This is a genomic window from Methanohalophilus halophilus (genome assembly GCF_001889405.1).
GTDB classification, from domain to species: domain Archaea; phylum Halobacteriota; class Methanosarcinia; order Methanosarcinales; family Methanosarcinaceae; genus Methanohalophilus; species Methanohalophilus halophilus.
The window spans coordinates 605,227-622,264 of the sequence record NZ_CP017921.1; the positions used below are offsets into that span (position 1 = coordinate 605,227).

The 17,038-nt window shown below is 37.0% G+C and carries 10 protein-coding genes; 8 read left to right on the forward strand and 2 right to left on the reverse strand.

Annotation, left to right across the window (positions count from 1 at the left end; all coding sequences use genetic code 11):
* The first annotated feature begins 14 nt into the window (after window positions 1-14).
* A complete protein-coding gene (locus tag BHR79_RS03065; protein WP_072561011.1) occupies window positions 15-1,415 on the forward strand; it encodes a glycosyltransferase family protein in 1,401 nt (466 codons plus the stop codon).
* An 8-nt stretch (window positions 1,416-1,423) separates the two neighbouring features.
* Here the strand turns inward: BHR79_RS03065 and BHR79_RS03070 are convergent, their stop codons facing one another.
* Window positions 1,424-2,872 carry a lipopolysaccharide biosynthesis protein gene (locus tag BHR79_RS03070; RefSeq protein ID WP_072561012.1) on the reverse strand — a complete coding sequence of 483 codons (1,449 nt, stop codon included), beginning with the start codon at window positions 2,870-2,872 and terminating at the stop codon, window positions 1,424-1,426.
* Between the two features lie 195 nt (window positions 2,873-3,067).
* Between BHR79_RS03070 and BHR79_RS03075 the strand changes: the two genes are divergently transcribed.
* The 3 genes from BHR79_RS03075 (at window position 3,068) to BHR79_RS03085 (ending at window position 5,922) form a co-directional block, all read left to right on the forward strand.
* Window positions 3,068-3,820: a CBS domain-containing protein gene (locus tag BHR79_RS03075; RefSeq protein WP_072561013.1), complete on the forward strand. Its 753-nt coding sequence runs from the start codon at window positions 3,068-3,070 to the stop codon at window positions 3,818-3,820.
* A 67-nt stretch (window positions 3,821-3,887) separates the two neighbouring features.
* On the forward strand, window positions 3,888-4,775 hold the full coding sequence (locus BHR79_RS03080) for an N-acetylneuraminate synthase family protein (protein ID WP_072561014.1): 888 nt from the start codon (window positions 3,888-3,890) through the stop codon (window positions 4,773-4,775).
* A complete protein-coding gene (locus tag BHR79_RS03085; RefSeq protein ID WP_244888355.1) occupies window positions 4,726-5,922 on the forward strand; it encodes an acylneuraminate cytidylyltransferase in 1,197 nt (398 codons plus the stop codon). The genes BHR79_RS03080 and BHR79_RS03085 overlap by 50 nt, the downstream gene beginning before the upstream one ends.
* Window positions 5,923-5,991: 69 nt before the next feature.
* Here the strand turns inward: BHR79_RS03085 and BHR79_RS10395 are convergent, their stop codons facing one another.
* Window positions 5,992-8,025 (reverse strand): polysaccharide pyruvyl transferase family protein, encoded by a 2,034-nt coding sequence (locus BHR79_RS10395; protein ID WP_083433009.1) that lies wholly within the window; start codon window positions 8,023-8,025, stop codon window positions 5,992-5,994.
* Window positions 8,026-8,603: 578 nt separating this feature from the next.
* On the opposite strand from BHR79_RS10395, the gene BHR79_RS03100 reads away from it, so the two are divergent.
* From BHR79_RS03100 to BHR79_RS03115, 4 genes are all read left to right on the forward strand, one after another.
* Window positions 8,604-9,812 carry a glycosyltransferase family 4 protein gene (locus BHR79_RS03100; protein WP_234970377.1) on the forward strand — a complete coding sequence of 403 codons (1,209 nt, stop codon included), beginning with the start codon at window positions 8,604-8,606 and terminating at the stop codon, window positions 9,810-9,812.
* A 529-nt stretch (window positions 9,813-10,341) separates the two neighbouring features.
* A complete protein-coding gene (locus BHR79_RS03105; protein WP_083433010.1) occupies window positions 10,342-10,587 on the forward strand; it encodes a glycosyltransferase in 246 nt (81 codons plus the stop codon).
* Window positions 10,588-10,607: 20 nt separating this feature from the next.
* On the forward strand, window positions 10,608-11,198 hold the full coding sequence (locus BHR79_RS03110; protein WP_268765983.1) for a UDP-N-acetyl glucosamine 2-epimerase: 591 nt from the start codon (window positions 10,608-10,610) through the stop codon (window positions 11,196-11,198).
* An 868-nt stretch (window positions 11,199-12,066) separates the two neighbouring features.
* A complete protein-coding gene (locus BHR79_RS03115; protein ID WP_072561017.1) occupies window positions 12,067-16,980 on the forward strand; it encodes a GLUG motif-containing protein in 4,914 nt (1,637 codons plus the stop codon).
* Window positions 16,981-17,038: the final 58 nt, after the last annotated feature.

Sequence of the window (17,038 nt, forward strand, 5' to 3'; positions counted from 1 at the left end):
GATTGTGAAGACACATGGTTTCAAATAACAGCATATTGAAACAATTTATTGAAATTGAAAGTAACTCAAATCTATGGAATTATGAGATCAATGGCATTCATCTATGGCCTCTTATTAGAACAAATACTCTTACATATGCTAACAATAAGACTAAAGGTTATTGCACGGCTCACGCAGGTACCAATAAAACTAATTTTTTGAAACCTCGTTTCCTAATCAATTCATTGAAAACCCAGCTCTTTTTTATTGCAAACAAAGCAGATTATGACTCCCTGTTCATCACTACCAAAAGGTATCTTTCAGAATCCGGCAGGTATAATGATTATTTTTTTGGACCATATTTTTCCCTCTTTTCAAAACCACTTATTTTTGAAAGCAGTTTTCAGGGCCAGACCAGACAACCATGGGAAAAGGAAGAAAAATATCTATTTGACTTTGTTGTGCTTTCCTCTGCAGTAAAAGCTATGATAAAATTACAACTTAAGCAGAGTAAATACAAAAAGGAAATAGCAGAATTCACGTCTCTGGTATGCCAATCATTTTCAATTCCGGATTATTACCTAAAGTTATATAAACTACTGAATCGAAGATTCCACAGCACAAAATACATAAAATCCTACACTAACAAAATTAGCGATCGGCTCGATGGAAAGATTGCTTTCATACATTGTGCGTCCAATCATCCAACACATGGAGAAATAATCAAAAGTTTAAAAGAAAATGGAATTACTACAGTCGAATTACAACATGGTTATGTTGGTACAGAACACCCTGCCTATAATAATCCAGCAGGAGATGCACAGTTAATTGCTAAAGAGTATTTACCCGATTATTTTCTTACTTTTGGTAAATACTGGAACGAACAAATCCAGACACCAAGCAAAGTCGTAACTGTTGGAAATCCTTCCTTTAATAGTTCCAGAGATTATTATGAGAAGAATTGTACTGTTGATCCCAATTCTATTCTAATAATATCCCAGGGCACGGCCACCCCTCGAATGGTCAAAATTGCTACATATCTTTCAGAAGTGTTTCCAGAAAGAACAATTATTTTCAAACTCCATCCCGGAGAAGTGCCCTTTAGAGAACGGTATGAGCAACTTGATCAATTTGAAAATATAGTTATAAAGACCTATGATTATATACATGAACTCATAGCATCAACCAAAATAATCGTGGGATATTATTCTACAACACTCTTTGAAGCTATGGCATACAGCAATAAAAGAATCTTTGTCTTACAAAATGATTTAATCCCGGATTCAATAGGATACAAATTTTCTGCATGCGATGAACTGAGAGATGCAATTTTGAACCCTAAATTAGGGTATTCTACAGCAGACTCCTCGTATTTCTGGGAGCCAGACTGGGAATCCAGGATAGCGGAGTTTTTAGGCGGATTGTCGCAGAAGTGAAAGTCGATTTATCTGTGATGCATAAGGGACTTAAAAAATAAGATTTCTTCTTCCCGAAATGTTTTTAATGCATACATAAGTGCAAAATATATGGCAGCACAAAATGCAATAATCATTAATATATTGTGCAATCCTGTTGGTTCATAGATAATTATTGGTATGGCCATCACAGAAGAGGAAAATAGACTCTTTAATATTGGTTGCAGGCTCATATCAAAGGGAAGCATTTTGTTGGAATAAATAAAAGTTATTAGGAAACTGAAACCAAATGCCAACAGGGTTGTAAAAGCTGCCCCTATGATACCAACATAAGGAACAAGAAGGAAATTCAATACAAGGTTTAATATTGCAGCAATTGTCCAGATCTTGCCGCCGATATGTGTTTGTTTTTCAAGAATTATAATCTGTCCTGTTATGGCACGCCCCCCAAATAAAAGCATACTTGCACATATAAAAGGTGTTATGAAATATCCTTTCTCTGCAATTTCCGGTGTTGAAAGTATTGTTAACAGAGGTTTGGACAATAGCGATAAGCCAAATGTTGCAGGGATTGCAACTACCATGAAGTATTTGAAAGAATAACCAAGTATATTTTTGACATTTACAATTTGTTTTTTATCATAATTTTCTGAAAGAATGGAAGGTAACAGGAATGTGAGAGGTGAGACAAACATTCTCACCATCCCCCCAAGTGCGTAACCTGGAGAATAATAACCAACAGAGGATGCACCAAGTAAAATACCAATAACATAACGGTCACTGGAGTTTACCACCCAGCTGGACAGATTGTTAGGGACAGTGGGAATTCCAAAATAGAGATATTCTTTCATATTATGGAAATGGGGTACTGCAAATCCCACATCATTATAAATCAGGATTGTTAAAATTAGAAATAATATAATATCAATAAGAAGTAAACCATATACTGCACCAGTGATCCCATATCCACTGAATACAAAATAACCAACTATAAGAATCACCAATACGGTCTTGGCCAGCATTATGGTCGAATATTTTTTTATGTACTGTTTTGCTCGAAGATAATTTATGAAAAAGAGTATCAAACATTCAAAGAAAACAATAACTACCAATATCTGTGCAACCAGCAAGTTTCCTTCAAATAATATATTCGCAATTTTTTCAGAAAAGAGATATAACATGATTGAAGAGAATATAGTTGATGAGATTACAATACTAAATATAGAATAAAATGTTTCCTGCAAATCATTCTTATTTTCAATGGCAGGAATATAACGTACCATGGTAAAGGGAAGACCAAAAAGTGCAATTTGGGGAACGATACCAATGGTTACCATTATTTGGGCCCATATACCATAATTCTCAATGGAAAGGTTTTTTGTCAGGATTGGTAGCAGAATTAATCCTTGTAAACCTACAACTAATTGGGTTAAGCCGACAAGTCCTACTCTACGGACAAAAAGATGGTATTGGGTCATGTAAACTAACTATAGTAATTACTGTTTATATAAAAGTTTGATTGAAGCTTAACCCATCAAATTTGATCTTAACCACTTCATTATACTTTTATAGAGGCATCTTGAGAACTTCTAAACTTACCTAATGGTTTATATAATGCATCGAACTATATTCTTTTGCACTATAATATGTATCAAAATGGAAAGGGGAACCTCATGAAATTATATCCTTATGTGATATATCCAACACAAAAAATAAAGTTTGCTTTAGAAAAAATAGATAAGAACAAGCAAGGATTTTTAATTGTAATTGACAATTCAAAAAAAGTGATTGGAACTCTTAGTGATGGCGATATTAGAAGAGGGTTTCTAAAAGGAACAAAAATAGATGATTATGTAGATTCTGTGAAATTTTCTGATTTTGAATATATATACATTACTTCTTCTTTCAAAGAAATAACACAAAAATTTAAATCCGGAAAAATTACTTTTTTACCAATATTGGACTCTTCTTATAAACTTATCAATATTATAACAAAAAAACAATTTCACTTGTTACTTATGGAAGATATGATATATGATTTAAACTCAGACTTCTTTTCTCTGGATGTAACTAAATTGGACCATGAGATATACAATCGTCCATGGGGATATTATAAAACAACTTTTTTAAACGAACAAACAAGAGCAAAAATAATAAAGGTTCTGCCAAAAGGTGAATTAAGCCTCCAGGAACATAAAAAAAGAGAAGAACACTGGGTCATCATTAAAGGTTGTGGAGAGGTAATAATAGGTGATTCTGTAAAAAATGTATATCCCGGTGATTATGTTTTTGTTCCAAAAGGGTGCAAGCATAAAATTTCAAATAAGTTATCAGATGACACTTTACTGGTTTCAGAAGTACAACTCGGAGATTATTTTGGAGAGGATGATATTATAAGGTACAAAGATATATACGGTAGAATATGATATTAAATACTTCATACCCCGCTTATTTGATGGAACTTAAACTAAATTAACTCAAAGGATGATTAATATGAATGATTTACTTGGCCAAACCCCAACAGTGATAGCCGAAATTGGTTGTAACCACAAGGGTGAAATGGATATCGCCCACGAGATGATCAAAGTATGTGCCCAATTTTGCAAGACAGACGTGGTGAAATTTCAAAAACGTAATCCTAAAGAACTGCTTTCCCCTGAAGAATACAATGCACCACATCCTGTTCCAGCAAACTCTTATGGAAAAACTTATGGTGAACACAGAGAGTATTTGGAATTTGATTTAGACCAACATCGACAATTGAAAAAATGGTGTGAAGAATGGGATGTTGTTTATTCCACTTCTGTATGGGACTTGACTTCTGCAAAAGAAATTACCTCTCTTAATCCAGAATTGATCAAAATACCGTCCGCATGTAACCTAGAATTTAATATGCTCGACTACCTTTGCAAGAATTATAATGGCGACATCCATGTTTCTTTAGGTATGACTTCACAGGAAGAAGAAGAGAAAATTGTCAAATTTTTTGAAGAAAGAAATCGTGCAAATGATTTGGTAATTTATAACTGCACATCTGGATATCCTGTTCCTTTTGAAGATATTTGTTTGAAAGAAATACTTAGAATAAGAGATAGGTTTGAAAACCGAGTTAAAGGTATTGGTTTTTCGGGCCATCATTTAGGAATTGCTGCTGACATTGCAGCTCTGGCATACGGAGCACAGTACTTTGAAAGGCATTTTACGTTGGACCGAACCTGGAAAGGAACAGACCACGCTGCAAGCTTGGAACCGGATGGCATGCGAAAACTTGTCCGGGATTTAAAAAATGTATCAGAAGCATTAACCTATAAGGAAAAAGAAATTCTCGATATTGAAGAAGTACAGAGGAAAAAACTCAAGAGGTTTTCTTGTGCTGAATGAATATGTAGCACTTATTCCTGCTAGAGGGGGAAGTAAAAGTATTCCTCTCAAAAATATCAAGGAAATTGCAGGTAAACCCCTTATTCAGTGGACCATTGAGGCAGCAGCCAATTGTAGCAAAATCAATGAAGTTTATCTATCAACAGATTCTGAAGAAATATTTTCTATTGGTCAATCACTAAATTGCAACAAATTGGATGTAATAAACAGAGATCCTGAAAACGCAACAGATACAGCAAGCACTGAATCTGTTATGCTTGAATTTGCAGACAAACATAAATTTGAAAATATTGTCCTTATACAGCCTACTTCTCCTTTACTTACAGCAATAGACCTCGAAAAAGCAATTGAAATCTATGAAGAAAAAAACGCGGATTCACTACTTTCAGTCGTTGAACAAAAACGGTTTATTTGGGAAGTAGAAAAAAATGAATTTGTGTGTCCTGTTAATTATAACCCACAATCTAGGCCTCGAAGACAGGAAATGGAAGGATGTCTTGTTGAAAACGGCGCATTTTACATAACAAAAAAAGAATTACTTATTGAAACAGGCTGTCGATTATCGGGTAACATTGCCTATTACAAAATGTCTGATGAATCATATTATGAAATTGATGAGCCTGAAGACTGGATTATAGTTGAAAAATTGCTTCAACAAAAAAACAAAACACAATCCCCAATAGACAGGGATATAAAACTCTTTTTAACTGATGTTGATGGTGTATTAACAGATGCAGGCATGTATTATAGTGAAAAAGGGGATGAACTTAAAAAATTTAATACTCATGATGGAAAAGGAATGGAACTACTCAGGAAGGCTGGAATTAAAACAGGAATCATAACCAGTGAAAATACCGAGATCGTGACAAACAGAGCTAAAAAACTTAAAGTTGACTATTTGTACCAGGGAGTAAAGGATAAGTTAAAAGTTGCCAAAGAAATTTGCCAGCTGGAAGGAATTACATTGTATGAAGTCGCATATATTGGTGACGATGTAAACGATATTGAATTGATTAGAAATGTTGGCAAGGCTGCGTGTCCTTCAAATGCTTTAAAAGAAATAAAATCACTTAAACATATAATTAAACTTAATACTTCAGGAGGAAATGGAGCCGTAAGAGAGTTTTCAACATTGATATTGGAATAAAAAATATTATGAGAGTGTAATTTATTTTTAATAGTAAAAATGATTTAAACTTTAACTCGATATATCTTATCAGTCAACTTGATTTTTTAAGAGATGCAGTATTTTATGCATATTGGATAAAGTAATATTATATAAATCATCTTGTTTCTTTTTAATTCTTTGTATAGTATTATTGAATTTGTAATTATCACCATACAAACACATAAACTTATTAAATATAGCATCCGATAAATATTCAGGTTCTTCAGTAATATCAATATAAAAATCTAGTGAATCAATATCTTCTAAGAACCATTTCATTTTGTCATGGCTTCCTAAAGTAATAATTCCACAATTCAAACCAAAAGGAATCATTTGAGCATGTCCTCTCATTCCAATGACAACATCCATTTGTTTATAAAACTCTATAGCTTTATCAGGGAATTCTCCAGATAAATCCACATTTACATATGGTACAGAAGCATTATCAAGTGATAAAGAAAAAGTGGCATCTTTTTTAATATGATTTACTAAATATATATTATAACCGAGGTCATCTAGACGTTTTGCAGCACTTGCAATTTGACTTAAAATTAAATAAATGTTTTTGCCAAATCTTTTGTCATACCTATCAAACGCTACATTAAAAGCAATGTTTTTAGTTCTTTTTTTTTCAGGAAGTGAATATAATTTACTAATCAAAGTTGTAGGACAGGGCTGAAATACAATTTTCTCCTCAAATTGAGTTCCAACAAGTTCTATTATTTTTTTACGACTTCCAGAATTCCTTACCCCAAAGAAACTAGATTTTTTAACAAATTCCTTCAAATTTTCTACAAATAAACTCTCTGGATGTTGTCCCTTGAAGTAATTATAGCCAACTGCGAAAAAAACAATGGGAATTTTTATTTGATTCAAGCTATCTTTACCGCAAGCCCATTGCCAACCAGAAATATTATTTTTATTGGTATCTGGAAGAAATAATCCACCTCCCCCTATTACCAGCATTTCAGATTCATTTATTTGCATAATTGAATTTGAATTTACAGTTTTTTTTACTGGAATTAAATTCCAACTCAAACTATTATTGCATTCATTGAAAATAGATCTTACACATTTAGATAAAATTGTATCTCCAATATTTCCTAAAGAATAAACTGAAACATGAGACAGAGGTATTTCTTTTCCTTTCCTAGATTCATTTAACTCATATTTTTTAAAACATAATTTTTTGTTAATGAAAGGAATAATTTTCTTCAAATTAGTAGGATTAGAGACTACATGGTTTAGTCCAAACTTGAAATAACTATGAATATACTGATTAGAATTTATCAAATACATCGATTTAGACAAAAATTTATATTTATACAATTGTATATTTTTTATTTCATTCTTTTTAGAAAGTGATTTTTTACCCAATACATAAAGGGAGTTATTCCTAAAACCGATATACTCCACATCGTAATACAAAGATACCAGATAATATAGACTTGAAATTGTAAAATAATGTATATGTGGTTTCCAGATGAATTTATTCATATTGCCAGAGAAGTGTATATCTAAAGATGGACATTCTATCAATAAGGTGCCTTTGTTATCTAATAATTCATAAATATTTAGCAAAAAATTATGAGGATCTTGTATATGCTCAAGTACATGAAAACTAATGACTCCATCCCATTTATTGCTAGATTTGAAATTTTCTAAAAAATCATGGTATTGTTCAAATCCATATTGATCTTTCGAAAAAGAGCAATATTCAAAATCAGGCTCTAACCCCATAGTATTTTTCCCATAAATTTTTAGTAAATGAACAAATGAGCCTATTGAACTTCCCACTTCCAAAATATTCTCCATTTCTTTAAAGAAAGACTTATAAAAAATGAACCTATCTATAGCTGATTCATCTAATTGTTTGATTTTAGCATCATTCGGAATGATGGAGCCTCTAGCTTCCTGACTGAATTTCCCATTTGAATAGATATCTGTGTATTGTTTTGCAGATTGAAATAAATGCCCACAATACTTACATTTTATTAAATTTATGTAACTGCCGTCTCTTGATTTTTTTTGTAACGGTGTTACATGAGAACTGTTACATATAATACAAGTCAATTTTTGCATGAGACCCTCTATAATTTGAACTTTTTTATAATAGTCACTTTTTTACATAATATGTAAATATATCATAACTAATATTTAAATAATAGTACATAAGATTAGTATATTATACATATATGCTTGCCTAATTGATTGTAGAGTAATAAACTCCCCGGGTATATAAAAGTTAAGGTGACTTTGGCTCTGTAGAAACCCTTTACTCTAACCTATACTAATACATTATCATTTTTTTATAAGAAGAGGGGGCTCCATTGTGATTTTGGGTATAAAGAAGGAACTTAAAAAAATGTTTCCAGAAGGGACTATTTATGAAAAAATTATTTGGACTAACCTATTCTTTTATTGTATATTCTGATTAAAACTAATAGGGACTCTGTAGAAACTCTCCTTTATTTCCATTCATTAATACATTTATTACTTTTAAAACCCTATTTCAAATACCGATTGCCCCCCCTATTCAAATTCATTAGGAAAAATGCAATATCTGATAGTTTTTTGAAAAAGTTCATCATGTAAAGGTCGACCAAATACTTAAAAACCTTTTATCTCATAGAACATCTATACATTCATCGGTGATTTTATTGAAAAAACGCAACATGTTGTTCATAGCCCATTCATATAGCAATTTCCAAAAGGAATCAATCGACAGTGTCGCCAAGTATTTCAATAAATGTTCAGTATTGATTGAGTCAAATCCTATCGCAGAAATTAGCAATTATATAAATATACCTTATTTGAAACAATTTAACCTAAATTATAAAATAGATTTATCTGGCTCACCCGTCAATGTAAATGTACAAACAACACCAATGTTATACGCCCCGCTAGATTCACAATATAAAAAGTTAGGAGAGAAACACTTAAAGAAAGTTGAACAAAAAATATCTGAAACAAATATTGATTTTGATATTATACATTCACATTTTACATGGTCATCTGGCTATGTAGGTGCAAAACTAAAGGAAAAATATAATGTTCCTTTTGTGGTCACAGCCCATGGATTTGATATTTACTTATTGCCGTTTAAAGATGAGGAGTGGAAAGAAAAAATCGAATATGTATTAAATTCTGCAGACCATATTATCACTGTTAGTAAAAGTAATTTGAGATGTATAGAAAAATTAAACGTCAGGAGCCCAGTTAGCCAAATACCAAACGGATTTAATTCTAATCTTTTCTATCCCAGAGACCCAATAAAATGTAGAAAATATCTGAATTTGCCTTTAGATAAAAAAATAATAGTCTCGGTCGGAAATTTAGTAGAGGTAAAGGGACACAAATACCTAATTCAAAGCATAAAAAGTATGGTTGAAAGCCGCAGTGATATACAATGTTATATTGTTGGATGGGGCAGATTAGATAAAAAATTACGAAAATTAATTGATAAATTGGGTTTACGAAATCATGTGAAATTAGTGGGAGGAAAACCTCACAATGAAATTCCATATTGGATGAATGCATGTGATCTTTTTGTATTACCCAGTTTAAGAGAAAGTTTCGGAGTCGTTCAAATAGAAGCCCTTGCTTGTGGTAAACCGGTTGTTGCTACTCACAACGGTGGCAGTGAAGAAATAATAGTTTCTGAAGATTATGGGATACTGGTTGAGCCGGGCAACTATGATGATTTATCAAAAAAAATAGATCTGGCATTGAATAAAAAGTGGGACACAAAGTCAATTTTAAATTATTCAAATAAATTCAAATGGGACATTGTTGCGGCAGAGGTCCATCAGATATATGAAGATGTCGAAACTAAGTTGACCAAAGGAGATTATAAACTTTTACAGTGAGTCTACAGACCACTGTCTTCAATGGATAAAAAATATAGTTTGATGAACAAAATAACTTATATCACATATGAAACATATAAACGATGAAAAAAAGACGTGCATTCAATGAAGGGACTAATCGTTCTAATGAACCATAAGGCATCATATAGCATAGTCCGGTCCTCCAGAGCATTGCATTTGCTTCATGATTAAAAATACTACCCTGATACTTATACCATGCTACAAAAAATGAAAGTGAGAAAATACCATTTGGAAAACTATTAGAAGTACACCAAAATATTCCGATATCAGGCAAATTTATATTGTTGAAAGGAATCTTATTCCGACTCCAAATGTCTTTATAAGCGATGTATTGTGTGATATCAAAAAAATAGATTATGTGATTTTAAGAGAGTTTACGAGCATATTATTATTTTTGTTGCTTAAACTTTTAAGAAAAAAGTATATTATGATTTTCATAGAAAATATGATATTGAACTACAACAACAAAATCACAATTCAAGGGCATTCATAGAAAACTAAAGAATATATTGCCGCAGGTAAACCTATTGTGGTTGCTGATGTCATTGGAAAAGAAGCCTGGTTAAAGCCTGAGGAGAATTGCCTATTATATGAATCAAGAAATTCAGAAGACCTCGCCGAGAAAATTTCCATTCTCTTAAATGACAAAGAACTGTATGCAAACATGTGTAAAAATAACAGAGAATTGGCAAAACCGTTCGAGTGGAACGCGATTGTCCAAAATTCAGGAATATTGGAAGACATTCAGAACTAAATCAATTATTATAGGGAGGCATCACCAACGGTGTCCATAATGTGGGAGATGTGATAATGGATGCCGTGCTCTACAACAGCAAAATAGCAGAGGAAAAATCCACCATTCTTGAAGACCTGAAACTCGAAGTCGGCCAGTATCTGCTTGCCACGATACACAGGGCTTCAAATACCGATTCCAGGCAAAACCTGACCTCCATTATCAATGCCTTTGTGGACTGTGGAGACAAAATAGTGTTCCCGGTACATCCCAGGACTGCCAAATACATGGAGCAGTACGGTCTGTGGGAAAAAGCAAATGCAAATCTTGTGCTTACACCACCTGTGGGCTATCTGGACATGCTCAAACTCACCGCCAATGCAAAGAAAGTGCTAACTGACTCAGGCGGGTTGCAGAAGGAGGCCTGCATGCTGGGCGTGCCCTGCATCACCCTACGGGAGAATACCGAGTGGGTGGAGACCGTGGAGGGCGGCTGGAATGTGCTGGTGGGTACGGAGTATGGGAAAATTTTGGAAAAGATTGCAGATTTCAAAAGCAATTCCACAAAAGCAGATATCTTCGGAGATGGCAATGCCAGCGGAAGAATCTGTGAAATATTGTACATGCAATAATCCCCTATCCCATCCAGAATGCAGGCCAGCCGAACTTTAGAGACTGCGAAAATGCACCGTTCACGACCGCCGGTGTTTCATACTTGCAAATTTTTCGATCGCCCTCTCCTTCATTACCCTGTGAATAATCGAGAGTATTGTTATTCCCATGCTGGATGAGCCTTATTTTCTGGAGGTTGGATGAATATTGTGTGCATGGTACAATCAAAACCTAATGGAATATGATAGCAGTGTTTCCAGATAAATGAAAATTCTCCAGCCACAAAATTATCAACATACGAAACACAATCATAATGAACATATTTCATAAATTTGTGGATCGGGCCGAGGAACCCAATTTCCTGAAAAACAAAAACATTTCTCCCTGATAAGCCGGACAGGTTTTACTCCACGGATGCGGGAGATTGCAGAGGAAGAAAAAGTTATTCTGATTGGCCTGGAAGATATGCTCAAACGCAAAAAAGTGAAATTATGAGGAGGGACAGGATATTGGAAAAAACAGACAGTGGTATAGTGGTGGTGGTACGATACGAAACTGGATCAGTTTTTTTATCCTGCCCATCTGTACATAATGATTATTTGTCTTAATATATTAATGTAGCCATTGATATTATTTCATTTCATGCTCGTTCTTATCCTGCAGAAGATTGCCTTATACACAGCCCCTGCATCATTTAAAGCATCCGGTTTCATCACATTTCTGCCACCGCGATAACATGACGATTTAAGCGGACTATCGATACAATATAATTATTGTTATATGTTGCTTAATTTATTCTACCTATACTTTCAAAACCTGCCGCAATTATCCGATTTTAGACATATAAAAAACAATAAGTATATATATATTAAAAGTTACATGTTTTATATGTATTCTTTATTAAAATATATTAATCCAGGAAATGTAGCGCCTGTTAAACACCTTCTCTTTTCCCTGTTATTGTTATGTATCATAGCGATTTCTTTGCCTGTTGCAGCCGGTTTTACCGGAGGCAACGGCTCTGTCGAAAACCCCTGGCAGATTGCAAACCTGCAGGAGTTAAACGATACCCGCAATTATCCGGATAATCATTTTGTCCTGATTGCAAATATCGATGCGACAGATACTCAAAACTGGAACGATGGTGCCGGGTGGCAGCCTATCGGGAATTGGACCAGCCCATTTACGGGAACCTTTGACGGGAAGGGACATGTTATCGATAATCTATACATCGACAGAAATACAGACAAAGTAGGCTTATTCGGACATATCGATGCGGCCACCGTACAAAACATCGGGATTGTGAATGCAGATATCACAGGCCACAGATGGGTCGGCGGACTTGTGGGCTCAGCCCGATCCTCCTCCTTAATCCAGAACTGTTATTCCACTGGAGATATCCGGGGCACATACAATATGATCGGAGGGATTGCCGGAGTCCAGGATTCGTCACAGATAATAAACTCCTATTCCTGTGCCAATGTATCCAGTACATATCATGAATATAATTATGTTGGAGGTCTGCTTGGATCCAATTACAATCAGGCCAGTGTAATAAATTCGTATTCCACAGGTGAAGTTACAGGCGCGGATAGTATCGGCGGGCTTATCGGGGTAACAAGCACAGATGCCACTACAATGGCCTCCTACTGGGATGTAAATACATCAAACCTTACAACATCTGCAGGTGGCGAGGGAAAAACCACTGAACAGATGCAGCAGCAATCCACCTTTGTTGGCTGGGATTTCACCAACACCTGGTTGATCGAGGCAGATGAGTATCCCAAGTTTCAGTATACCAGGTTTGCCGGCGGCGACGGTTCTGAAACAAATCCATACAAAGTATCTACCCTAAACCATCTCAAAAATATAAACTATAATCTTGCTGCACATTATGTTCAGATATCCGATCTCGATGCGACAGACACCCAAAACTGGAACGATGGTGCCGGCTGGCAACCTATCGGTAACAAAGAAAACAGGTTTACAGGAACTTTCGATGGTAGCAACTATACGATAACAGACCTGTACATTTACAGACCTGCTACACGATATGTGGGGCTTTTTGGCTATGCTTATAAGGCAAATATCAAAAATATCGGACTGGAAAACGTTAATATCACAGGTGGCGACGATACTGGCGCAGTGGCAGGATATAGTTACTATGGAGGGGTGATTGGGAATTCCTATTCAACAGGAAACGTAAACGGCCAGAAATATGTAGGCGGAATTGCAGGTTCTACCAGTGCACATATCGTGAACTCATACTCCACTTGTGGTGTGGATGGCAATACCGGAGTTGGAGGACTTTGCGGCATGAGTGGTACCAATGGAGTTATTCATAATTCCTATTCCACCGGTGAAGTAAACGGCACCGATTACCTGGGAGGCCTTGTCGGACAGAACCACGGCTCCATATTCAACTCCTACTATAACACCGAAACCTCCGGTCAAAATGATACAGACAAAGGTGTACCCAAGACAACCGATGAGATGAAAAACATTTCAACATTCTCTGCCTGGGACATTAACGCAATTGACAATTACCTCAATGACGGTTATCCCTTCCTTGCCTGGCAGGATGATCGAGACGATTATGTCTGGTTGATCTCAAAACCCCTCTTCTGCGAGGGAGATGGAACTGTCGATGAACCCTATCTAATCTGTGATGCTTATCAATTAAACAACACGAGGTACAACCTATCTGCACATTATAGGCTTGGAAATGATATTGACTTAACATCCTACAATACAGGCAAAGGCTGGCAGCCTATCGGCACTCCTTACTTCGAGTTTAACGGAACCTTTGACGGACAGGATTACACTATATCCAATCTTACAATCAACAGGTCCAATGAGGATTTTGTCGGTTTATTCGGATGTGTGGAAAACGGCACGATCAAAAATGTTGTTCTTGACAATGTAAATGTAACAGGCAGCAATTGGGTGGCAGCCGTGGCAGGGGCTCAGACAGTTCGCACCTCTGCAACATCTCCCGAAACTATCGAAAATGTTACAGTCTCCGGAAATGTTGCAGGACAGGGCTATGTAGGCGGGATTGTGGGTATGCTGCAAAACGAGAGGATACTCAATTCCGTATCCCATGTGGAAGTTACAGGCGAGTATCACAATATTGGCGGGCTTGTCGGCCAAAGTGTCAATTCTACTGTGCAAAATTCCCGGGCCACAGGAGATGTAATTGCTCCAGGTGCATCCAGGGTCGGAGGACTTATCGGTAGCAATTCAGCAGAACACTTATCCAGGACCGTGCGTGAATCTTATGCCACCGGCAATGTTACCGGCTATAATTATGTAGGTGGGCTTATCGGGAAAAACCGTGACGATCCGGTGATCGGGTCTCATGCAACGGGAGACGTGCGGGGTTACAGTCATGTAGGAGGCCTGGTCGGGTATAATAATGGAGGTATCATTGAAAACTCCAGTGCAGCAGGAGATGTCCGCTATGAAGCACAGGAATATGCCCCTACTTCCAATGAAATAAAATCTCCTATCGATCCATCCTATTTCGGTGGCCTGATCGGATACAGCAATCAGGGAACTATCAATACATCGCATGCCAGCGGGGATGTGATCGCACCCAATACAGACAGAGTCGGAGGACTGGTCGGCTACAATACGGCAGCAGAGTTCCATACTGTACGCCAGTCCAATGCCACCGGTAATGTTACAGGCTATCGTTATGTAGGTGGTCTTATCGGGCAAAATTCAGATGACCTCATAACCGAATCCTCTGCAAGAGGAGATGTGCATGGTCAAACATATGTGGGTGGCCTTGTAGGGTATAACCATCTGGGCACCATTGAAAGATGTGATGCAGCAGGAGAGGTTTTCCAGGAATTACTGGTTGTTCCCGGGCCCCTGAGAACCGAGAGCCTGACAGACAATGAGGTTACGTATAGTATTGCAGGCTTTTCTGACAGAGAAAACGGTTTGCAGTCCCCTGAAAATACCGTTCTTAGAGAGAAAATATATTACCCGGGCACAACCGGGGGTCTTGCGGGTATGAACAAGGGTGGACAGATTATTGACTCACATGCAACCGGCGATGTTGTTATCAATACTGACAGGAACGTAATTCTGCAAGGTATTGGAGGTTTTGCCGGTTATAATGAGGATGGAACGATAAACAATTCCTATTCAACAGGCAATATCGTGTTTGCCAGATCTTATCAGCAAATCCCTATAATGGGTCTCGGAGGGTTTGTTGGCTTCAATGATAATGGAAAAATCCAGGATTCACATTCAACTGGAGATATAATTAATGAAAACAACCTTAATGGCACTCTTATTTTCTACATGGGAGGCCTGGTCGGGGTTCATGACGGCGGATACATAAATGACTCCTATTCACAGGGCGAGATCCACTTTGGCAATATTACCGGAAAAAGCACAATTATGGGCTGCGCAGGTTTAGTCGGGGCTCATGACGGTGCAATAATACGCTCCCATTCCACAGGAGATGTTGTTATTGAGGGTAATATTACAGAAGGGACAATAACCTCTGTTGGCGGTTTGCTGGGTGCTGATTATGGAGGAGAGATAAACCAATCATACACTACAGGAGATGTTACCGTTAATACCGGTAGCAATGGCACGGTCACCTATATAGGCGGCCTTGTGGGTCTGAATCAGGGGGCATTGGATTCCTCCTATGCCACCGGAGATGTTCTTGCTCAAGGAGACTATCTGGGCGGGCTTGTGGGTCTAAATGATGGTTCAGTTAACAACACCTATTCAAGAGGGGATGTAACAGGCAACAGCAGTGTGGGTGGATTTATTGGACAGAACCATGGCAATGTCAGCAATTCCTATTCCACGGGATACGTAACTGCTGAATATTCTGAATATCTCGGCGGGTTTATCGGCCAGCATACTTCCGGAAATATCACAAATTCCTACTGGTACAAAATAGATGATTCAATGATTACAGGTGTAGGAAATCAGTCAGACGTGCAAGGCGTCTTTGGCAGGAGTGCTCAGCAGATGCAAAGCCAGTCCACATTTTCGGGATGGGATTTTGCAAATATCTGGTATATTCATCCAACCATAAATGACGGATATCCCCAATTACAGGTTTTCATTAACGAATATCCCGCTGCAGAAAATAAAGAAAAGACCACTACTTCCACCAGCCGCACCTCAGTGGGTCCAAGCCATTCTCCGGAAAATGTTGACAGTACGGATTCTGCCATAAATAAAGTGCTTGCAGGTTCCAGTGTCAGATATGATTTCTCAAAAAGCCAAGGACCTGTAATGGGAATCGGTTTTAAGACAAAGGATAATAAAGGTAATGTTGTGGCAAAAGTGCAGGTACTTAAGGACAAACCTGATGATGTCGATGAGCCTTCAGGCAATTCCTACCGGATCCTGAGCCTGAGCGTAGGTAGCGAGGGTACTATCAACGAAGATAATGCCGATAATATCCTGATCGAATTCAGGGTCAGCAAGGAGTGGATCGAAGAAAACAATATAGATCCTTCCACCATCCGCATGACCCGATTCAATAATGGAGAATGGCAGGATTTACCAGGCAGTCAGGTGAGAAAAGATGAGCAATACCTGTATTTCAATGCAGAAACACCCGGATTCTCTGTCTTCAGCATTGTGGGGGAGGAATACAAAGAAGTAATAGAGGAGCCGATTGCACAGGAGCCAGAAGCCGAGCAACAGACAGAAGAGGATCAAACGTCTGAAGCAGAAAGCGCTCAGGCACCTGGGTTTACGGGCCTTTTTGCACTGGCACTGTTTGCAGGTGCAGCACTGATCATGCGCAAGAAGTGAAAAACAGTAACTTTTGTATCAATAGGGGCCAGGCCTCTATTGATCTTTTTTTAAAGTC

Coding starts and splice junctions, on each gene's coding strand:
- BHR79_RS10395 (WP_083433009.1), bottom strand. CDS start 8,025: ATGCAAAAATTGACTTGTATTATATGTAACAGTTCTCATGTAACACCG.
- BHR79_RS03080 (WP_072561014.1), top strand. CDS start 3,888: ATGAATGATTTACTTGGCCAAACCCCAACAGTGATAGCCGAAATTGGT.
- BHR79_RS03065 (WP_072561011.1), top strand. CDS start 15: ATGGTTTCAAATAACAGCATATTGAAACAATTTATTGAAATTGAAAGT.
- BHR79_RS03115 (WP_072561017.1), top strand. CDS start 12,067: ATGTATTCTTTATTAAAATATATTAATCCAGGAAATGTAGCGCCTGTT.
- BHR79_RS03070 (WP_072561012.1), bottom strand. CDS start 2,872: ATGACCCAATACCATCTTTTTGTCCGTAGAGTAGGACTTGTCGGCTTA.
- BHR79_RS03075 (WP_072561013.1), top strand. CDS start 3,068: ATGAAATTATATCCTTATGTGATATATCCAACACAAAAAATAAAGTTT.